Annotated in this window: 19 protein-coding genes; 5 read left to right on the forward strand and 14 right to left on the reverse strand. The window is 32.2% G+C overall.

Going from position 1 to position 20,176, the window contains the following annotated elements:
• Positions 1–54: 54 nt before the first annotated feature.
• From B8965_RS11770 to B8965_RS11820, 11 genes are all read right to left on the reverse strand, one after another.
• On the reverse strand, positions 55–2,151 hold the full coding sequence (locus tag B8965_RS11770) for a stage V sporulation protein D (RefSeq protein WP_084054418.1): 2,097 nt from the start codon (positions 2,149–2,151) through the stop codon (positions 55–57).
• A 32-nt stretch (positions 2,152–2,183) separates the two neighbouring features.
• Positions 2,184–2,678 carry a septum formation initiator family protein gene (locus B8965_RS11775; RefSeq protein WP_144015922.1) on the reverse strand — a complete coding sequence of 165 codons (495 nt, stop codon included), beginning with the start codon at positions 2,676–2,678 and terminating at the stop codon, positions 2,184–2,186.
• Positions 2,679–2,724: 46 nt separating this feature from the next.
• On the reverse strand, positions 2,725–3,660 hold the full coding sequence (rsmH, locus tag B8965_RS11780) for a 16S rRNA (cytosine(1402)-N(4))-methyltransferase RsmH (RefSeq protein ID WP_084054387.1): 936 nt from the start codon (positions 3,658–3,660) through the stop codon (positions 2,725–2,727).
• A gap of 18 nt (positions 3,661–3,678) precedes the next feature.
• Positions 3,679–4,116, reverse strand: a complete 438-nt coding sequence (mraZ, locus tag B8965_RS11785; RefSeq protein WP_084054388.1) for a division/cell wall cluster transcriptional repressor MraZ — start codon at positions 4,114–4,116, stop codon at positions 3,679–3,681.
• Between the two features lie 206 nt (positions 4,117–4,322).
• Positions 4,323–4,865: a COG2426 family protein gene (locus B8965_RS11790; protein WP_159446350.1), complete on the reverse strand. Its 543-nt coding sequence runs from the start codon at positions 4,863–4,865 to the stop codon at positions 4,323–4,325.
• 63 nt (positions 4,866–4,928) lie between these two features.
• Entirely contained in the window at positions 4,929–5,852 is a 924-nt protein-coding gene (locus B8965_RS11795) for an ATP-binding protein (RefSeq protein WP_084054390.1), read from the reverse strand.
• 47 nt (positions 5,853–5,899) lie between these two features.
• Positions 5,900–6,841, reverse strand: a complete 942-nt coding sequence (locus B8965_RS11800; protein ID WP_084054391.1) for a DnaD domain-containing protein — start codon at positions 6,839–6,841, stop codon at positions 5,900–5,902.
• Between the two features lie 21 nt (positions 6,842–6,862).
• On the reverse strand, positions 6,863–7,678 hold the full coding sequence (locus B8965_RS11805; RefSeq protein ID WP_084054392.1) for an Asp23/Gls24 family envelope stress response protein: 816 nt from the start codon (positions 7,676–7,678) through the stop codon (positions 6,863–6,865).
• A gap of 98 nt (positions 7,679–7,776) precedes the next feature.
• Positions 7,777–8,313 (reverse strand): tryptophan transporter, encoded by a 537-nt coding sequence (locus B8965_RS11810; protein WP_084054393.1) that lies wholly within the window; start codon positions 8,311–8,313, stop codon positions 7,777–7,779.
• A gap of 104 nt (positions 8,314–8,417) precedes the next feature.
• Complete coding sequence (locus B8965_RS11815) at positions 8,418–8,762, reverse strand: YlbF/YmcA family competence regulator (RefSeq protein WP_084054394.1); 345 nt, start codon at positions 8,760–8,762, stop codon at positions 8,418–8,420.
• Between the two features lie 78 nt (positions 8,763–8,840).
• Positions 8,841–9,602, reverse strand: coding sequence for a histidinol-phosphatase HisJ family protein (locus B8965_RS11820; RefSeq protein WP_084054395.1), 762 nt, complete (start codon positions 9,600–9,602; stop codon positions 8,841–8,843).
• Positions 9,603–10,055: 453 nt separating this feature from the next.
• Between B8965_RS11820 and B8965_RS11825 the strand changes: the two genes are divergently transcribed.
• The 5 genes from B8965_RS11825 to B8965_RS11845 all read left to right on the forward strand — a co-directional run bounded on the left by B8965_RS11825 (position 10,056) and on the right by B8965_RS11845 (position 17,370).
• Complete coding sequence (locus B8965_RS11825; RefSeq protein ID WP_084054396.1) at positions 10,056–13,115, forward strand: FAD-dependent oxidoreductase; 3,060 nt, start codon at positions 10,056–10,058, stop codon at positions 13,113–13,115.
• 79 nt (positions 13,116–13,194) lie between these two features.
• Positions 13,195–14,424: a (Fe-S)-binding protein gene (locus B8965_RS11830; RefSeq protein ID WP_084054397.1), complete on the forward strand. Its 1,230-nt coding sequence runs from the start codon at positions 13,195–13,197 to the stop codon at positions 14,422–14,424.
• Between the two features lie 16 nt (positions 14,425–14,440).
• The gene (locus tag B8965_RS11835; RefSeq protein WP_084054398.1) at positions 14,441–14,953 is read left to right on the forward strand and encodes a hydrogenase iron-sulfur subunit; all 513 of its coding nucleotides are present in this window, start codon (positions 14,441–14,443) and stop codon (positions 14,951–14,953) included.
• Positions 14,946–15,920: an NADH-quinone oxidoreductase subunit B family protein gene (locus B8965_RS11840; RefSeq protein ID WP_084054399.1), complete on the forward strand. Its 975-nt coding sequence runs from the start codon at positions 14,946–14,948 to the stop codon at positions 15,918–15,920. The genes B8965_RS11835 and B8965_RS11840 overlap by 8 nt, the downstream gene beginning before the upstream one ends.
• The gene (locus B8965_RS11845) at positions 15,913–17,370 is read left to right on the forward strand and encodes a Ni/Fe hydrogenase subunit alpha (RefSeq protein WP_084054400.1); all 1,458 of its coding nucleotides are present in this window, start codon (positions 15,913–15,915) and stop codon (positions 17,368–17,370) included. The genes B8965_RS11840 and B8965_RS11845 overlap by 8 nt, the downstream gene beginning before the upstream one ends.
• A 110-nt stretch (positions 17,371–17,480) precedes the next feature.
• On the opposite strand, the gene B8965_RS11850 is transcribed toward B8965_RS11845, so the two are convergent.
• From B8965_RS11850 to B8965_RS11860, 3 genes are read right to left on the reverse strand one after another with little or no spacing between them, the layout of a single operon-like run.
• Complete coding sequence (locus B8965_RS11850) at positions 17,481–18,296, reverse strand: FAD/NAD(P)-binding protein (RefSeq protein ID WP_084054401.1); 816 nt, start codon at positions 18,294–18,296, stop codon at positions 17,481–17,483.
• 1 nt (position 18,297) lies between these two features.
• Entirely contained in the window at positions 18,298–19,290 is a 993-nt protein-coding gene (locus B8965_RS11855; RefSeq protein WP_084054402.1) for a 4Fe-4S dicluster domain-containing protein, read from the reverse strand.
• Between the two features lie 12 nt (positions 19,291–19,302).
• The gene (locus B8965_RS11860) at positions 19,303–20,172 is read right to left on the reverse strand and encodes a 4Fe-4S dicluster domain-containing protein (RefSeq protein WP_242941990.1); all 870 of its coding nucleotides are present in this window, start codon (positions 20,170–20,172) and stop codon (positions 19,303–19,305) included.
• Between the last annotated feature and the right edge of the window lie 4 nt (positions 20,173–20,176).

A 20,176-nucleotide genomic window follows, 5' to 3' on the forward strand; every position in this document is an offset into this window, starting at 1 on the left:
TATAGACCATTATTTAAATTATTAAAATCATTAGAAAAAAAAGAAACTTAGGCCTCATGGGCCCATAGTTTCCTCTACGTTTTCTTGATTAAGTGGTGTGAACCTTATCGTTACTGTAGTTCCCTTTTCCACTTTCGTACCTGGAAGAGGTTCTTGGAGAGAAGCTAATCCGCTACCTTGAGCTGCTATTTTTAATTCTAACTTAGATAATATAGAACTTGCTTCTCGTATTGTTGTGTCTTTTAAATCAGGTACTACCACCATGTTTGATGATTTATCTTTAGTATAAATTAAAACATTACTACCCTTATTTACTTGCGTACCAACTGGAGGCAAGGTAAGTAATATTTCTTCACCTTCCCCTTGTTTCTGATATTTCAAGCCTGCTTTTTTTAATTTATCAATAGCTGCATTCATTTTTAAACTTTTAATATCAGGTATTATAACCTTTTCTTCTTTTTTCTCTTCCTTTGTTATTTCTGCAGGAACATTTAAATAACGTAGTGTATCTCTTACTATACCCTGAAACACTGGTGCTGCCACCTGACCACCAAAATATACACCTTTTGGTGAATCGACAACTACTAAGCATGCTATTTGTGGATCATTTGCAGGAGCAAATCCAGTAAATGAAGCAATATATTCACTTCTAGAATATCCCCCACCTGGTAATATTTTTTGAGCCGTTCCAGTTTTACCTGCGATTTTATAACCTTCTATTTTTGCATTACTACCTGTACCTTCACTAACAACTGATTCTAAAATTTCTTTTAATTCATCAGATGTTTCTTTTGAAATAACTTGCTGTATTGGTTCAGGTTCAATTTTCTTTATAAGTTTTCCTTCATAATCTCTGATCTCTTTAACTAAACGAGGTTTCATAAGCCAACCATCATTAGCTATTGCAGAGATTGCCCTTACTAACTGAATAGGTGTAACTGCATTTGCCTGACCCATGGACATACTACCTAAATCAATGTCCTTAGCTCTAGATTTAGGCACTAAAATTCCAGTAGCTTCACCTGGTAATTCAATTCCTGTTTTTTTACCAAATTCAAATCCTAGTAAATATTTATAAAAGTCTTCTTTTCCTAATTTAAGACCTGAACTAACAAAAACTGGATTGCAAGAATTTTGTACTCCTTCAACAAAGTCCTGACTTCCATGTCCTTGATGCTTCCAACACTTAATTTTATCTTTACCTACTTTTATGTATCCAGGGCAATAAAATCTATCATTCTTCTTAACTACTTTTTCTTCTAGTACAGCAGCAGCTGTTACCGGTTTAAAAGTTGATCCTGGCTCATAAGCATCTGAAATTGCAAAATTTCGCCATGAACTATTGTCAAAATCAGCATAATTATTAGGGTCAAATACGGGTCTATTTGCCATAGCTAGAATCGAACCTGTCTTAATATCCATCACAATGATAGCTGCTGCTTTGGCTTGTTTAAGTTTTATAACGTTATCTAATTCCCTTTCCACAATATACTGTATAGTTTCATCTATCGTTAAATACAAACTATGACCATCTCGTGGCATGACATATTGGTGCAGGGCATTTGGTATTTCTCTATTTAAAGCATCATATTCAATCATGATCTTACCTGAAACCCCTCGAAGTACGCTATCATAACTTAACTCAAGTCCATTCAAACCTTGGTTGTCAATTCCAGCAAAACCGAGTACATGAGCAGCTAGCTTACCTTTGGGATAGTATCTTTGGTTTTCTTCAACAAAACTTACACCTTTAAGCTTAAGTTCTTTTAACTCTTTAATCTTTTCATCTGGTACTCTTCTTTTAATCCATTCAAATGCTACATTTTTTTTTAACTTTTCTTCTACCTTGTTTTTATCCATTTCTAGTATTTCAGATAATTTAGTTGCTGTCTCTTCTAGTTTATCTTTATCTTTAAGTTGAGCAGGAACAGCATAAATTGAACCTGTACTGACACTAATAGCTAGGGGGCTCCCATTACTATCATAAATAACTCCTCTTTTAGCCTTTACCTCGATATCTCTTAGTCGATTATTGATTGCCTTACCTTGTAATTCTTCTCCTTGGATAAATTGAACCCAAAACACTCTAATGACTAATAAAGAGATTAAAACAGCCGTACACAAAAAAACAAATCCAATTCTTTTTTTCATAGATAAATTAATCAAACTAACCACTCCAATATTTAATCAACCTTATTAAAACTATTGGAAATAAAACTTTGAACATTTTTAATAAAGCCTTCTTCTTCATTTATATTTGTAGGAAACTTCATATTATTCTCAATTTCTTTTTTATTATTTTTTTCTACATAAATATAGTTGTTTGTATCAGGATAAATCATTCCAATTTTTGCTGCTGATTGTTCAACTTTTTCTAAAGAAGTTAAAGAAGCAATATTTAATTTCAATTTTTCATTATTTTCTTTTAAATCTTCTATTTCTTGTTTTAAATTTGTAACATCATGACCTAATCCATTTAACCAAACATTTTGAGCCACAAAACTAAAACAAACTAGAAAAAATATAGAAATTAAACTAACATGCGGTGTTACTTTTACTAACCATATTTTACTTTTATTCTTTTTATTTTTCTTTTTTGGTGCTTTATGATTTCTTGTTTTAGGATGTACCTCATACTCAGGTACATAATTTGTACCCACTGCTTTTTTATTAGCCATTACCAAGTTATTCGCCCCCTAAAAAATTTAGAACTTAAAATCATGACTATAATTTAACTGCTACCCTGAGTTTTGCACTTCTTGCTCTATGATTTATGTTTTCTTCTTCTTCACTAGCAGAAATTGGTTTGCGTGTTAATACCTTTATCTCGCGTTTTTTATCACACATACATATTGGTAACTCTTTTGCACAAACGCAATCTAAGCTTAAATACTTAAACTTTTCTTTTACTATCCGGTCTTCTAAAGAATGAAATGTTATAATTCCAATTCTTCCACCCTTGTTTAAAGCTTGTACTGCTTTTTCTATTGTCTTTTCTAATACCTCTAATTCACGGTTAACTTCAATTCTAATTGCTTGAAATGTTCTTTTTGCTGGGTGTGGTCCGTTTAATCTAGCCTTTTTGGGTATTGCTTTTTTTATTACATCTACCAACTGTCCCGTTGTTTCAATAGGACTTGTACTTCGTTCTGCGACAATAAATTCTGCTATTCTTTTTGCCCAGCGTTCTTCACCATAAAGGTTAATAATATTATGTAACTTTTCTTCTGTGTAGGTATTAACTAGTTCCTTTGCAGTAAACTCATTTGTCTGATCCATCCTCATATCAAGTGGTGCATCTATATTATAACTAAATCCTCTTTCACCTTCATCTAATTGATGAGAGGACACACCAATATCAAAAAATATCCCATCTACACCTAACGGAGATATTTTATTTATTACTTCTCGCACATTCTCATAATTTGTATTTACATAAGTCACATTGTTTTCGTATTCTTTTAAATATATTTTAGCAGCATTGATTGCATTTATATCCTGGTCTAATGCAATTAAATGTCCACCAGGTATTATTTTTTCTAAAAAATGTTTACTATGACCTCCTCCTCCTAATGTACAGTCTACGAACTTTTCCCCTGGTTTTGGATCCATTAAATTAATTGATTCTTTTAAAAGAACTGGTATATGTTCAAAATTCATCTTTCAATCTCCCTCGTTTTATAACTCAATATCAAATTCAATCATTTTCTCAGCTAATTCTTCATATGAGTCTTCAGTATCATTTATATAATTATCCCAATTTTCCTTACTCCAGATTTCTATCCTACTCGAAATCCCTGCAATCACAACATTTTTCTTTAAGTCTGCATATGTCCGTAGATTTAAAGGCAACAGAACTCTTCCTTGCTTATCTAATAAACCCTCTACAGCACCTGAGAAAAAAAATCTGGCAAATGCACGTGCATCTTTCTTTGTAAAAGGTAAACTTCTTAATTTAGTTTCTAACTTACTCCATTCACTTTGAGGATAAACAAAAAGACATCCTTCTAAGCCTTTTGTGATAACAAAATCATCCCCCAAAGCTTCTCTGTACTTTGCTGGCATAATTAGGCGACCTTTATCATCTATAGTATGTTGAAATTCACCTATAAACATACCAGCTCACCACTTTCTACTCTGCATTCACCACTACTCACCACTACTTACCACTATCAACCACTTTATTCGTCTTGTTAGTTAAATTTTCCTGCTTTAACTGACTAAAAAAATATATGCAATTTATGACAATCTTCGCAATCAGAAAATTTATAGACATTTATTAAAATTATTCTGTAAAAGGCACAAAAAAAAACCCTTTCGGGTTAATTTCTTTTTTTCTTTATAAACCAAATAGCTATACTTAAAATAAACAAACCAGCTATTATATATTCAAAATCATAAATTAGAGAAGATAATTGCTTTGCCCCTGTACTAGCTAATGTTATAGCAATACCTGCAGTAACCATTCCAAGAGTAAGTGAAATTAAAGCATACCAAAATCTTATTCCTAATAAAAACGCAACCACTGCACCAGAATATATCCCTGTTCCTGGTAAAGGTACAGCAACAAAAAGCAATAAACCTATTGCACCATACTTTTCGACATTCCCACTTTTTTTCCTAGTTTTCATTAGAAACTTTTGATAGTAATTATTTATTTTCGGCACTTTATTTATTATATCACTTATAGGATTTAATAATAATAACAATGGTATTATAGGTAAGAAATTTCCAATACAGGCCAGAAGAAACGTCTTTATGGGTGATAATCCTATATAGATACCATATGGAATTGATACCCTTAGTTCCCCAAGTGGAACAGTTGATAAAAGTAAAACCTTCCATTCGTTTAAAGAAAACTCCACCGCATTACCTCCTGAATAATATATATAAATAATCTATATGCATTTACAATCATATTATTGTACCTATTTTTTCTCTGAAATTTGTCTACTTCTTTTTAATTCTCTAATACTCATTTCGGATTCAAAATAAAATATATCGGCCTTTTCAATAATACGATCAGTTATTCTAGCTCCATATTTAACTTGTAAATTTTTGATACTCAAATTACTATTTATAATCCAAGGTTTGTCTAGAATATTTCTGTCTTCTATTAACATTCTTATTTGAGTTTCAGCAAATGGAGTTAAACTTTCTGTTCCTAAATCATCTATAACTAATAAATCTACTTCTTTTAAATATTCTAATTGCTTGTTACACTCTAAACTACCTCCATCACGCTGATACTTATACTCCCTGATTATATCAAGTAAATCATCTATTCTTTTATATATAACCGTTTTTCTTTGATTCATAGCTAAATTTGCAATAGCTACAGAAAGGTGAGTTTTACCCCTACCTACGTCCCCTGTGAAAAACAAGTTATTTTGACCCTCTTTTGCAACTATTTTTCTCACGAAGTCTTTGCATCTTTCTATTTTTTTACTCATTGCTATCGGATCTTTATAATATGATAGTTTAAAATTATCAAAGGTTTGCACTTGCATATTACCTTTAATTCCGCTTTTAAAAAACAATTGATCAAAATGTTCTTGTTTATAACAATCACATAAAACTCCTGGTCTTACATAGCCCTTATCTTTACACGTAGAACAATTCCATTTTGGTTCATAAATATCAAGAGAAATTGAATTTGCTTTGAGTATTAGAGTCTTTTCTTCTAATAATTGATTCATTTGTTCATCTATAATCTTAGCCTTAGAATAGTTCTTTTCATAGAGTCCTACTTTAATCCTTTGCATACTTAACTTACTTATTTCTTCACTAATTTCTCTTAAACGGGGAAAGCAATTATGTAGCTCTCTTATTCTTAATTCACATTCATTAATCTTTTTTTAATCAAAGCTTCCCGGTCTAACAACATTTTACTCCTCCTCTATTCAACAAGATAATCTAAATCTCTGATTACATTTTGGTTTTCTTTAGGCTGATTTTCTTTAATATTTTTCTTTTCGTACTTTTTATTTTGTTTTTGTTGTTCTCTTTCTTTTTGACTTTCTATTAGTTTGTCCGTATTCATAATTCCTTCTTTATACCAATTTTCTAAAATAGAATCTATATATTTGAAGGAAGGGTCACTTGCATATATGGTTTGTTCGACAGCTCTTAAAACCATTTCATGTGAAAATTTCCATTCATTTGACCATTTTAAATAACATTCTTTTTCTACTTCAGTTGGATTGTTACGTTGACCTAAACGTTTTTTAATTTCAGATACCTTGTACGATGTATAGTTTAAATTTTCAATAAATCTCTTTAAACTTTCTTTATCTTCTACTTTTGCCCCAAAGACCATTTGTGCAAAAAATAAAAAAGCATAATTTTTGCGCAGATTTAATTGATAAAAAACAAATATTTCATAAACTAATTCATTTGACCAATTATATCTTTGCACTACTTTTTGTATATCCATTTTTTCCTTTGCTGATAAAAAACGAGCTAACTTTTTTTCTGTGTTTTTAATTAATTCTGAATAGCTTAAGTCCTTTCCCCTACTTTCAAGCTGAGGATCTTCTTGTTCAATAAAACTTGACTCAACTCCTAATTTACTACTAATTAAATCATACATAGGTGAAAAATCAACCTTATTAGCATCTGGATACCAATTAATTAAACCCTTATTTTTCAAAGAATTTACAGCTAAAATTGCATATGAATCCTCTTTTTTTACTTGATTACACCCACAATAAAGGATATAGGAAATTTTACCTATATCCTCAAAAGTCAATCCTAAGGGTTCCATTAGACCAATTAGGTTTTTGGGTATCCCGATGATACCATTTTCTAAAAACCAAGATGTAAAGTTTTGCTTACCCATTAAATCACTCTCCAAATGACATTAGTTATCTTTTGGTTCAATCATTTTAACATGTACATCTATTCCTAAAACATTTAAACCAGCTAAGTTTTCTACTATATTTATAACTTCTTGTTGAAATTTTTGAATTCCCGTAATGATATTACTTCCATAATAAACTTTAACTTCAGAATAAATCTTAACTCCTTCATCTGAGAAGGTTATTTTAGACTTTATAATACTCTCTATAAGCTCAATTTTCGAACTAGCAACTTTAAGAAATTCTTCAATTACATGTTCTGAAATAACTAGCTTTCCTAGCATACTAAACCTAGGTCTAATAATAGTTCTTTCAACTTCCTTTTTCTGTCCTTTACGCACAAAAAATGATTTAAAGGAATCCATAAAATAATTAGGAAAGTCTTTTTTAATTTCAATAGTTGGTACAGGTATTACATGTTTTCCATATTCGAATCTCATTTTTTTAGCTGTTTGTATATCTTTTGCCGATGATATATCTTCAATTTTTATAATTTCAGTAATATCTGGTAATTCTAATGCTGTAGCGATTTTTTTTACCATTCTATCAGAAGTACCTAAAATCAATATTCTATCCGGCTTTACTTCTGTTATCTTCTCCTTAACATCTAGAGCATGATTTTCATCTAAAAAAATTGCTCTCTTTACTGCTTGAACAATGGTTAACTCTCTTTTAGCTGAAATACCTGCAAGTTTTTTTCCATCTTTAATTAATAAACCATCATCAATAATGGTATCTATTTTTCTTTGATTTGCAAGATAATTAGCCTTGTGGCTTTTTCCAGTACCACTTGAACCTACTAGAGCAAAAATTTCCATAATTCCCCTCCAAAAGCACACCTATTACTAAACTCTATTTTACTATAAAACTACCGATTATATTATAAAAATTAAAAAAACTGAGGATTACTCCCCAGTTAAGCTTTCTTTAAAACATCTATAGGCTTGGATTTTTCTACTATACCACTACTAAATCTAACAATAGGATATAATATTACGATACCAATTGTATTTAATATTGTAGCGGGTACAACTACTGTGGTAAATAGTATACCGAAAGGGGCTGGTATTCCAACTAGAGCTAAGGCTGTTATTAAAAATACGCTACCACTAAATAAAGTTCCTATTGCACCAATTATTCCTATGCCAATTAAGTCAGGAATTCTACCAAAAAACAGTTTTACTAAAATATAGACTAAAAATGCTGTAGCTATCTTATCAATTAGATTGGGTAATTGACCACCTGGAAATTGAGTAGTCAACATACATAGTAATCCTGCTACCACTCCTGCTAACATGCTTAATTTAAAGTCTTTTTTCATGAAAATAATAATAAATAACATACTTAATAAAAGGTCAGGCTTCATCCCTGCACCATACCCTGGAATAATTAAATGCAAAATCATTCCAATACCTAATAATAGGCTCACTTGTACTATTTCCTTAATCTTCATCTCAATCTCTCCTCTACTCTTCTCTTCTTAATCTCATTTCTCATCTAATCTAACTTAACTATCTATGTAAATAATATATGATAAATAACTTACTTTTGCAATTATTATTTTTCTGGAGGTGTCCAGAATTCAACTGCTTGAGTTATGGTTGATTGAATGTCCCCAATCATTTGTCCAAAATAAAATTCAGCTTCTAAAAACTCCGCTACTTCATCATAATCTACTAACTTTTGGGACAAATTTTCTAAATCTTGAATTTTTTCTAACGGAACTGATTGACCCATCATTTGCATATTTTGTATTTCCATTTGTTTACTTCTTAAATCTGATAGAATTTGTTCGTTTTTCTCATTACCCTTTACTTTTACTACTGCTTCTTGATAACGTTTATACTCATCAGATTTTGTTAATCCAGTTGCTAACTTATTTGCTAAATCATAAACACTCATTTTATTCTCTCCTTTATTATATAATCATAACTAGCACTTTATTTATTCAATAATACTTTGTTATTTCCTTTAATCTTTTTAAATATTAACAAAGTTAACTTTTTTATTGGCGAATGTAGCTATTTTTTTATAACCGCATTTTTTTGCAAGATTAAGTGCTTTGTCTACATCCCTTCCCACATGTTCAGCCTGGTGAGCATCAGAAGATAAAGTTATCGGTATATTGTAATTAAAACATAGTTTTATTAATTCTTCACTAGGATATAATTCATTAACAGGTTTGTACCAACCATTTGTGTTTAATTCAATCACAACACCTGTTTTTTGAATAAGTTTAATAGCCTCTAAAAAAGTCTCACTTATATTTTTAGTAGGTTTAAAGCCAAATATTTTAATTAAATCTAAATGGCCAATTAGTGGAAAAAGACCAGTTTGTGCAGCTCCCACAATACGACTTAAATACTGTTTATAAACTTCATCAATATCCTTTTCTAAAAAACCCTGTTTTTGTTTATCTGAGTCAAACATCCATTCATCAATATAATGCACTGATCCAATAATATAATCAAAATCGAATTTATTTATTATTTTTGTGATTTCGAATATTTTATCCGGAAAGTAATCCACTTCTAATCCAACATTTATTTTAATCTCTGGGTATAGTTTTTGTAAATCTTCATAAAGATTTAAATTAAGAATATCAAAATATCTATCGTGATCAGCAAAACCAATTTCTTTTATATTCATTGTTTTAGCCTTTTCAAGATAAGGTATCAGATTGTCTAAATTATGTTTTCGGTCATCATGACCTATAGCATGCACATGTAAATCAACTAACATACATTTCACTTCCTTAATGTTTTTTATTTGTTTATTTACTTATTTTAAAGATTTAGTATAAACATTACAATAAGTTAATATGTGCAGAAATATAATAACTTATCTACAAAATTTTTTTATGATTAGATTTAAAGGTTCAATAATAAATTAAATAAAGGTATAATGTAAATTAATGAATATAGTATTTGTATCATTTTGCAAATAAAAATGTTATGAATAAAATTTTTAAGGGGGGCTATAGGTAGGTCTTTATGTAAGACTTTAAGAAATACTTATGATGCTTATTAACTTAAAAACTTTACAAAGCTTAGAAGTTGCAGGTATAATTAAAGATAGAACTTTAAGGATAAGTAATTTTTTTGTAGCTTGGAATATTTAGAATATTTTAAATTTTTGATTATACTTTTCCTTTACCAAAGTTATCTTAAACATTTTTGAGAGGTGATTATAATAATGGCAAATCTCAAGTTAGTTCCAGACAAAATCGGCTCTGTTATGGTAGTCGGTGGTGGTATTGCCGGAGTGCAATCTGCACTAGATCTTGCAAACAGTGGTTATTATGTATATCTAATTGAAAACTCCTCTGGTATAGGTGGAGTTATGTCTCAGTTAGATAAAACGTTTCCAACAAATGATTGCTCTATGTGTATCCTTTCGCCAAAACTTGTTGAATGTGGTAGACATCAAAATATTAAACTACTTACATTATCTCAAGTAGAAGAAATTACTGGTGATGCAGGAAACTTTACTGTTAAAGTTTCTCAAAAACCGCGTTATGTTGATATGGATAAATGTGTGGGCTGTGGCTCTTGTGCTGAAGCTTGTCCTACAAAAGTATTAGACTTTTATGATGAAGGTTTAAGAACTAAAAAAGCAATTTCTGTTAAGTATCAACAAACAGTTCCTTTAGTTTATAGTATTGATGATACAGCTTGTTTATATTTAACTAAAGGGAAACCAAATAATAAAAACATTTGTCGTATATGTGAAAAGGTTTGTAACAGTCACGCAATCAATTTTGATGATTTAGAAAAAGAATTAGAAATTAATGTTGGTTCTGTGATTTTAGCTCCTGGATTTGATGAGTTCGATCCTTCAAGCCTGCCACAATATGGATATGGTAAATTTAAAAACGTAATAACAACAATAGAATTTGAACGTATTATGAGTGCTTCTGGTCCTTATGAAGGTCATATCGTTCGTCCTTCTGATCGTAAAGAACCGAAAAAAGTTGCTTGGTTACAATGTATCGGATCTCGTGATGAAAAGTGTGGTAATGGATACTGCTCTTCAGTATGTTGTACCTATGCAATCAAGGAAGCAATTATTGCTAAAGAACACAATGGTCCTGAATTAGAAACTACTATCTTTTATATGGACGTTAGAACCTTCGGTAAAGATTTTGAACAATATTATCAGCGTTCTAAGAATGAGCATGGAGTTAGATATATAAACTCTAAAATTCACTCACTTGAAGAAGATCCTGAAACTCAAAATATTCGTATTAGATATGCTTCTGAAGATGGTCAAGTAAAATATGAAGAATTTGATATAGTTGTATTATCTGTTGGTTTAACACCAAGTAAATCAGCGGTAGAAATGGCTAAAAAACTTGATTTAAAATTAAACAAATATAATTTTATTGATACTGAAGTCTTTAATCCAGTTCAAACAAGTAAAGAAGGAATTTTTGCTTGTGGTGCTTTCCAAAGTCCACAGGATATCCCAGCCACAGTAGTACAAGCAAGTGCTGCAGCTGGAGCAGCTGCTAGTGCATTAACAGAAGCTAGAAATACTTTAGTAAGTGAAGTAGAATACCCACTAGAACAAGATGTTGTAGGTAAAGAACCTCGTGTAGGTGTGTTTGTATGTCATTGTGGTATTAATATAGGTGCAACTGTTGACGTTCCAAGTGTAAGTGAATATGTAAAAGACTTAAAGCATGTTGCTTATGCTGACCATTTACTTTACTCTTGTTCTCAAGATGCTCAGGAAAAAATTAAAGATTTAATAAAAGAACATGATTTAAATAGAGTTGTTGTTGCTTCTTGTACTCCAAGAACCCATGAAGCATTATTCCAGCAGACTTTAAAAGAAGCTGGACTTAATCCATATTTATTTGAAATGGCAAATATCAGAGAGCAGTGCTCTTGGGTTCATATGAATCAACCAGCAGAAGCTACAGCTAAGGCGAAAGATTTAGTACGTAAAGCTGTTGCAAGAGCTGCACTTAAAGACCCTCTACAAACTGCTACCCTTAGTGTTAATAAAGAAGGTTTAGTTGTAGGTGGTGGAGTTGCAGGTATGGTAAGTGCTCTTGAAATCGCTAATCAAGGCTATCAGGTTCACTTAATTGAAAAAGGTAATGAATTAGGTGGAGTTGCAAGAAACATTTACTTTAATGTAGAAAATAGTGATGTTCAATCTTATTTAGCTGATTTAATTAAAAAGGTAGAAAACAATCCTTTAATTAAAGTATATAAAAACTCAACTATAACTGATGTTAGTGGTTATGTAGGTAATTTCTTTACCACTATCCAAACTAAAAACGGCTTAAAAGAATTAAATCATGGTGTAGTTGTTCTTGCTATTGGTGGTAAGGAGTATGAACCAAAAGAATATCTATACGGAAATAATAATAAAGTAGTAACTTCTTTATCTCTTGAACAACAAATAATAGAAAATCCTGATCAATTTAAGGATATGAATACTGTAATGATGATTCAGTGTATAGGTTCAAGAAATGATGAAAATAAATATTGTAGCCGTGTTTGTTGTGCTAAATCTGTAAAAAATGCTCTTAAATTAAAAGAGATTAACCCAGACTTAAATGTATTTGTTCTCTATCGTGATATGCGCACCTATGGTTTTAAAGAGGATCAATATAGAGAAGCTCGTAAAAAAGGTGTTATGTTTGTACGTTTTGATCAAGAAGACGCTCCACGTGTAACTGAAGAAAACGGTCAATTACAAGTAACTGTTAAAGACCCTATTCTTTCTCAATATATTACATTTAGTCCAGATAGACTTGCTTTAGCTGCTGGAGTATTACCAGATAGTAATGCTAAACAGTTAGCTCAGTTCTACAAAGTACCTCTAAATGATGATGGTTTCTTCCTTGAAGCACATATGAAATTAAGACCGGTAGATTTTGCTACTGAAGGTGTATTTGTAACTGGTCTAGCTCATAGTCCGAAATTCATTGAAGAAACAATTGCACAATCACAAGCTGCAGCTAATAGAGCTTGTGTAGTACTTGCAAAAGATGAATTAACAAGTGAAGGTGCTATTTCTTATATAGATGCAAATTACTGTATTGGTTGTAAAATTTGTGTTGATTTATGTCCTTACAAAGCAATTAGCTTTAATGAGGAGTTTAAAATTGCAGAAGTTAATGATGTTTTATGTAAAGGCTGTGGAGTTTGTGCATCAGCGTGTCCATCAGGTGCTTGTAACATTAAAAACTTTAGAGATGATCAAATATTTACCGAAATATCTGCTATTTTTGCATAAAAGGAAATGTAACAAGGGGCAGTTTACCCTACCCCTGCCCCCTTTTCAAAAAATCTTGTTTATTCTAGGAGGGAAATAAATGGAAGCTTTGAACTCTTGTAAATTTTATCCTAAATTCCGTGATGAAATTATTGAAAAATTTGTAACTGATAAAAATAAATTTGATAGTTATACATGCTTAACTTGTGGTGCTTGTACAGGTGGCTGTCCTTATAGTGACTCAGAATTAGGAACATTAGACCCACGTAAATTTGTTCGTCAATGCTTAATGGGATTAAAAGATGAAGTTTTAAATGATAACTTTATCTGGAAATGTAATATGTGTGGTAGATGTACCATGGATTGCCCTATGGGTGTAGATGTAGCTGGTATAGTAAGAACTTTAAGAGGAAATTTTGGTCTTACTTCTCCAGGAAGTCTGCAAAAAATTGTTGATGATCAAATAAATACTGGTAACCAAATGGCTATTTCAGAAGAAGATTATTTAGAAACTTTAGAATGGATGGAAGAAGAATTACAAGAAGAAATGCCTGATGCTACTATTCCTATTGATAAGGAAGGCGCTGACTTTATCTTCTTATGGGGACCTAGAGAGATAAAATATTATACTGATGATATTATGAGTATTGCGAAAATTATTAATGCAGCTGGTGCTAGCTGGACTTGCAGCAGTAAAGTATTTGATGCTACAAATTATGCTCTCTTTAATGGCGATGATGAAGCTGGCAAAGAATTAGCTCAAAGGGTATCTGATGAATTAAAAAGATTAAAGGCTAAATATGTAGTTGTAACTGAATGTGGTCATGCTACAAGAGCATTTAAGTGGGGTCCTAAAGTATGGTTAAGCGAAGATGATTGCTTCCACACATACAACTTTATGGAAATGCAACATAAATGGCTTAAAGAAGGTAAAATTAAAGTTGATAAGTCCTTAAATAATGAGATCTTCACTTATCATGATCCTTGTAATACAGCTAGAAAAGAAGGAATTATAGACCTTCCACGTGAAATTATCTCAGAAATTATGGATCAAGATAACTTTATTGAAATGTGGCCAAATCGTGCATATAATTTATGCTGTGGTGGCGGCGGCGGATTACTTGCTTTAGGTAAAGACTATAAAGATATTCGTATGGAAAAAGGAAAGCTAAAAGCAGATCAAATTAAAAATACTGGCGCGAAAGTTTGCATCACCCCTTGCCATAATTGCTTTGACCAATTAGAAGAAATAGTTAAACACTTTGAAATAGATGTTGAAATCAAGCATATGCATCATATTGTTAGTAACTCTCTAATTCTTAATAAATAGTAAGGAGTTGATGTAAATGTCAAAAGAGAATTTTGAACCCGTAATAGTTGGTTTTCTTTGTAACTGGTGTAGTTATGCCGGAGCGGATCTTGCTGGTGTAAGTAGAATTCAATATCCTCCTAACCTTCGCCCTATTCGTGTAATGTGTTCTGGACGTGTAGAACCAAGCTTTGTTTTAAAGGCTTTCCAAGAAGGCGCTGACGGAGTTTTAATATCTGGATGTCATATAGGTGACTGTCACTATGTTGACGGTAATGTTAAAACATTAAGAAGAACACCTTTAACAATAAAATTACTTGAACAGTTAGGAATCGAAGAAGAAAGATTCATGCAAACTTGGGTTTCAGCTGCTGAAGGTGAAAAATTTGCTAATGTAATTGATGAAATGGTCACAAACATTAAAAAAGTTGGACCATACCAAAAGAAAACTGGTAATAATATAGATGCTTTAGCTGAAGAAGTGCTATCAATTACTGAAGCTGCTGCTACTGAAGAAGGACAATGCAAAGGAGGTCATAATCATGGCTAAATTAAAACTAGCAATTAACTGGGCTGCCGGCTGTGGTGGATGCGACGTTGCTATTTTAGACACTAATGAAAAACTCTTAGATATTGCTGAAGTAGCTGATATTGTATTCTGGCCTATCGCAATGGACTTTAAAGTGGAAGATTTAGAAAAGATGGAACCTGGTTCTATTGACTTATGCTTCTTTAATGGTGGTATTAGAAACTCTAAAGAGGAAGGCTTAGCTAGACTTCTAAGAGAAAAGTCAAAAGTAATGGTCGCTTTTGGAGCATGTGCATCGTGGGGCGGTATCCCTGCACTTGCTAATATGAATACTCGTGATGAAATTTTCCACACAGTATATCAAGACACGCATACTACAATAAATGAAAAAAATGTATATCCAAAACCTGTTTCATGTGTGCCAGAAGGAGAACTTCACATACCTGAATTATATCAACGCGTTTGGAGTTTAGATCAAGTTTTAGATGTTGATTATTTTGTACCTGGGTGCCCTCCTACCCCACAAACAATATGGAATGCAATAGAGATAATTCTTTCTGGTAAATTACCTCCTAAGGGAAGCGTTATTGGAGCAGGAAAGAAATCGCTTTGTGATACATGTAAACGTACAAAAACCAAAAAAACAATTAATAAATTTTATCGTCCTCATGAGATAATTACAGATCCTGAAATTTGCTTGTTAGAGCAAGGTGTAGTATGTTCAGGTCCTGTAACTAGAGAAGGTTGCGGACATTTATGTATCAATAATAATATGCCTTGCAGAGGATGCTATGGTCCATCAGAAAAAGTAAATGATCATGGCGCTAGCCTTTTAAATGCTGTAGCTAGTATCATGGATGCAAGTAACGAAGCTGCTGCTAGTAAATTATCTGGAGACTTTGATGATCCAGCTGGTACTGTATATAGATTTAGTTTAGCAAAATCACTTGTTTTCGATTATAACAAGGAGGCGAAAAAAAATGACTAAAAGAATAACTATAGATCCAATTACTCGTCTCGAAGGTCATGGTAAAATAGAAATCTTCTTAGATGATACGGGAAATGTTGAACATGCTTATTTGCAAATTCCAGAACTTAGAGGCTTTGAAAAGTTCTGTGAAGGACGTCCAGCTGAAGAAATGCCACGTATAACAGCTAGAATTTGTGGAGTTTGTCCAGAATCTCACCATTTAGCAAGTGTAAAGGCATTAGATATGGTATGGAATGTAGACCCTACCCCTGCTGCTAAAAAATTAAGAGAATTATTTTATTGTGCTCATATTGTTCATTCACATACTGCACACTTTTATGCCTTATCAGCACCTGACTTCGTTGTTGGACCAGGAGCAGATAAAGCAGAAAGAAATATTCTAGGATTAATTAATAAAGTTGGACTAGACACTGGTAAAGAAGTAATTAAAAACAGAGCTTATGCTCAAAAAATTCAAGCTATTATTGGTGGTAAGGCTACTCACCCTTCTTGCGCTTTACCAGGAGGTTTAAGTAAAGCTCTTTCTGAAGAAGAAAGAAAAGAAATCGAAGAAATGGCTCTTTCTTTAGTAAAACATGGCGAGTTTTCAGTACAAATATTTAATGACGTAGTATTACAAAACAAAGAATATGTAGACCTTATTTTAAGCGATACATTTAGCCTAAACCCTTATTCAATGGGTATGGTTGATGAAAACAACAAATTAAACTTCTATGATGGTAAAGTAAGAGTAATGGATCCAGAAGGAAATGAATATGCAAAGTTTGATGCTAAGGAATATAATGATTTCTTTGCTGAACATGTTGAAGAATGGACTTACTTAAAATTCCCTTACCTTAAGAAAATCGGTTGGAAAGGTCTCATCGATGGTAAAGATAGTAGTTTTGCTTGGGTTGGACCATTAGGAAGATTAAACGCTTGTGATGGTTTGGCTACTCCTAAAGCACAGGCAGCCTATGAACAAATGTTTAAAGTTCTCGGAAAGCCTGCTACATCTACTTTAGCTCATAACTGGGCACGTGTTATCGAGATTCTTTATGCAGCTGAGAGATTGTTAGAATTAGTTAGGGATCCTGAAATAACTAGTACGGATGTTAGAAATATCCCTACGGAAGTCCCAACTGAAGGTATTGGTATAGTTGAAGCTCCACGTGGTACATTAGTTCATCACTATGTAACTGATGAATTAGGGTTGATTAAAAAAGCAAACCTAGTAGTTGCTACAGCACACGGATATGGACCTATGAATATCTCTATTGATAAAGCAGCTAAAGGCTTAATCAAAAATGGTGAAGTAAATGAAGCTGCTAAAAACATGGTTGAAATGGCTTTCCGTGCTTATGATCCTTGTTTTGGATGTGCTACTCATACCTTGCCAGGTGGCCTACCATTAATAATTAATGTTTATGATCCACAAGGTGAAAAAGTAATGGAACTTAATTGGTAGAACATATTGTTAGTTACAAAGGATAATGTCTTAATGACATTATCCTTTAATTTTATGCATCCACATAAAAAAAAGGTTCTGTAGATTTAATTCTACAGAACCTTTTGATTTTAATATTCTGGTGGTAAATCCTTTAAGTCTTCCATTGTAAATACAGGTCCATCTACACATACATACTTAGATCCGATATTACAACGTCCACATTTACCTACACCGCACTTCATTCTCATCTCTAAGGTAGTTATGATGTCAGTGTCTTTAAAGCCCATTTTTTGTAGTCCTGGAAGTGTAAACTTAATCATAATAGGTGGACCACATATCAAGGTTACTTGAGGTGGTAAATTTAGTTCTTCTACATATGATGGTACGAAACCAACATGACCATCCCAATCATCTTGACCAACGTCTACAGTTACGTGGACGTCCATATTAGGAACATCCTTCCAATTCTTAAATATGTCTTCTTTAAAAACTAAATCATTTTTAGTTCTTGAACCATAGACAACTGTAATTTTACCATAATCTTCACGATTTCTAATACAATGCATAATCAAGCTACGTACTGGAGCAAGACCTATACCTCCACCGATGAATAAAAGGTCTTTTCCTTTAACATGATCAAGCGGAAAACCATTACCATAAGGTCCTCTAATACCACATTCTTGACCTTCTTCACATTCATGTAAAGCATTTGTTAAAGTACCTGTTCTTTTAATAGATATTTCAACGTGATTTTCACCTTGGTTAGTTATAGAGAACATTGCCTCTCCAACATTAGGTAATGATAACATTGATAACTGACCAGGTTTAGTAGTAAAAGGTTTTTTACCATCTATAGTACTTATATGAAACGTTCTAACATCAGGAGTTTCTTGCACAATTTTTATAAACTTAGCTCTAATTGGAACCAAACAATTTGTACTCATCTTATACCGCCTCCTTTGCTTTCTTAATAATGGAGGTAATATCTAAGTTAACAGGACATACTTCTACACAACGTCCACAACCTACACAAAGAAGCATGTCATATCTGTCTACAAAATAGTTTAACTTATGCATGAAACGGTTACGTACTCTTTCAGTTTTACCTGGTCTTGGTTGGTGAGGTGCAGCCATCATCGTATACTCACCAGACATACAAGAATCCCAACAACGAATTTTACAACCATCTTCACCTTTTGTTTCTTGGCTAATATCAAAGCAATGACATGTTGGACATACATAAGCACATGCATTACAATTTAAACATTTACGGCTTACATCTTCCCACATTGGATGTGAGAACATACCTTTAAGTTTTTCAGGTACTCCATCAATATCAGCTTTTAAATTGCATCCTTCAAATTTAGGAACAGTTGCCTTTTCTTCTGCTAATAATTTACTAGCCTTATTAAGAACCTCTTTACCTGCATCTGTTACTGCTTCAAAACCGAACTTATCACCTAAATCATAGCTCTGAATATCAGCTAAAACTGCTTTTTGAGGATCAATACCCATTGATTCACAGAAACATGCTTTTCCTGACTTGTTACAAGCTAAAGCGATAAAAATACTTCTGTCTTTTTTATCTTTATAAAAATCATCTGTAAATCCTTTTGTTAAAAATACTTGATCTAAACAATCAACGCTTTTCATATCACAAGATCTTGCACCAAAAACAATTTGTTTAGTAGCATCCTTGGGCATTTCAAAGATTTCAACAGTTTTATTGATTGCCTTAAATGTATACATTTTTTCTGTATTTGGAAATAATATATCTTTTGGAGGCATTATTACATTGTTGTCTAATTCTAAATTTACTTCTTTAGTGTAAGGTGTAAATTTAGTTGTGTTTTCAAATTTAGCAGGTACTAAAACTCTATAATCTTGTGATAATAAGCCTAAAAATTCTGCTAAGTTACTTTTATTAATAGTTTTCAAAACTTACACCCCCTACTTGAATTCTTCAGGATCATTTAATTTATCAAAATGACCTAATGGTAATGGACTTTCAACATTCACTCCAGCATCGAATTCACCAAATAAATCGCCGATATCTTGGGTTAATTTTCTATTAAGGCTCATGATTGGGATATTCATTGGACATACACGTTCACATTCTCCACACTCTACACATCTACCAGCTACATGGAAAGCACGTGTAAGAGCAAAGAATTTATTTTCATCTACATTATTAGCTTTGCCTATCCACCCTTGGGTAGCTGTTGTATCAAAAATACAACTAGTACAGTTACAAGCAGAACAAATATTACGACAAGCATAACAACGAATACAACTGCTATAGTTATCTTCCCAGAATTGATTCTTTTCTTCAGTATTCATTGCTTCAATACCTTTAACGTCTTTAAACTCACGAGCTTCAACAGTAGCAGCTACTTCGTTTAATTTTTGTTCTTCACCAATTAATTTATCATAAATTAACGGATTAGGATAACGACATTCTACACATTTTTGTGGCTTTTCATTAGTTTCAGAATCTTTTAAGCCAGTACAAGGTATACCTATTACATAAATCTTTTCTCTAGTTGCTTGTAGATCTTGTAATAATCTATTTACTCCTCTTGAGTCGCAACCTTTAACAAAGATTCCAATTTTATCATCGCTTTTTCTATAGTCTAATAAATATGAAGATAAGTTAGCATGGCAGTAATCATCCCATACAAGTCTTTCAACATCTTCAGGTTTATCAATAAAGGCTGGGCAAGAAATATTAGGGAAAGTTCCTTTTTCCCAGCCAATAATAACTTTTACATCGCCATTAGATAGTAGCTCTTTAGCCACTTCACGCATTTTTTTTGTCATATCA

Origin of the sequence: Desulfonispora thiosulfatigenes DSM 11270 (genome assembly GCF_900176035.1) — a bacterium.
Lineage (GTDB): Bacteria > Bacillota > Peptococcia > Peptococcales > Desulfonisporaceae > Desulfonispora > Desulfonispora thiosulfatigenes.

What these genes read in the sequence shown, in the direction of transcription:
- B8965_RS11770 (WP_084054418.1), bottom strand. Translation starts at nt 2,151, where the DNA reads ATGAAAAAAAGAATTGGATTTGTTTTTTTGTGTACGGCTGTTTTAATC.
- B8965_RS11775 (WP_144015922.1), bottom strand. Translation starts at nt 2,678, where the DNA reads ATGGCTAATAAAAAAGCAGTGGGTACAAATTATGTACCTGAGTATGAG.
- rsmH (WP_084054387.1), bottom strand. Translation starts at nt 3,660, where the DNA reads ATGAATTTTGAACATATACCAGTTCTTTTAAAAGAATCAATTAATTTA.
- mraZ (WP_084054388.1), bottom strand. Translation starts at nt 4,116, where the DNA reads ATGTTTATAGGTGAATTTCAACATACTATAGATGATAAAGGTCGCCTA.
- B8965_RS11800 (WP_084054391.1), bottom strand. Translation starts at nt 6,841, where the DNA reads ATGGGTAAGCAAAACTTTACATCTTGGTTTTTAGAAAATGGTATCATC.
- B8965_RS11805 (WP_084054392.1), bottom strand. Translation starts at nt 7,678, where the DNA reads ATGGAAATTTTTGCTCTAGTAGGTTCAAGTGGTACTGGAAAAAGCCAC.
- B8965_RS11810 (WP_084054393.1), bottom strand. Translation starts at nt 8,313, where the DNA reads ATGAAGATTAAGGAAATAGTACAAGTGAGCCTATTATTAGGTATTGGA.
- B8965_RS11815 (WP_084054394.1), bottom strand. Translation starts at nt 8,762, where the DNA reads ATGAGTGTTTATGATTTAGCAAATAAGTTAGCAACTGGATTAACAAAA.
- B8965_RS11820 (WP_084054395.1), bottom strand. Translation starts at nt 9,602, where the DNA reads ATGTTAGTTGATTTACATGTGCATGCTATAGGTCATGATGACCGAAAA.
- B8965_RS11825 (WP_084054396.1), top strand. Translation starts at nt 10,056, where the DNA reads ATGGCAAATCTCAAGTTAGTTCCAGACAAAATCGGCTCTGTTATGGTA.
- B8965_RS11830 (WP_084054397.1), top strand. Translation starts at nt 13,195, where the DNA reads ATGGAAGCTTTGAACTCTTGTAAATTTTATCCTAAATTCCGTGATGAA.
- B8965_RS11835 (WP_084054398.1), top strand. Translation starts at nt 14,441, where the DNA reads ATGTCAAAAGAGAATTTTGAACCCGTAATAGTTGGTTTTCTTTGTAAC.
- B8965_RS11840 (WP_084054399.1), top strand. Translation starts at nt 14,946, where the DNA reads ATGGCTAAATTAAAACTAGCAATTAACTGGGCTGCCGGCTGTGGTGGA.
- B8965_RS11845 (WP_084054400.1), top strand. Translation starts at nt 15,913, where the DNA reads ATGACTAAAAGAATAACTATAGATCCAATTACTCGTCTCGAAGGTCAT.
- B8965_RS11850 (WP_084054401.1), bottom strand. Translation starts at nt 18,296, where the DNA reads ATGAGTACAAATTGTTTGGTTCCAATTAGAGCTAAGTTTATAAAAATT.
- B8965_RS11860 (WP_242941990.1), bottom strand. Translation starts at nt 20,172, where the DNA reads ATGACAAAAAAAATGCGTGAAGTGGCTAAAGAGCTACTATCTAATGGC.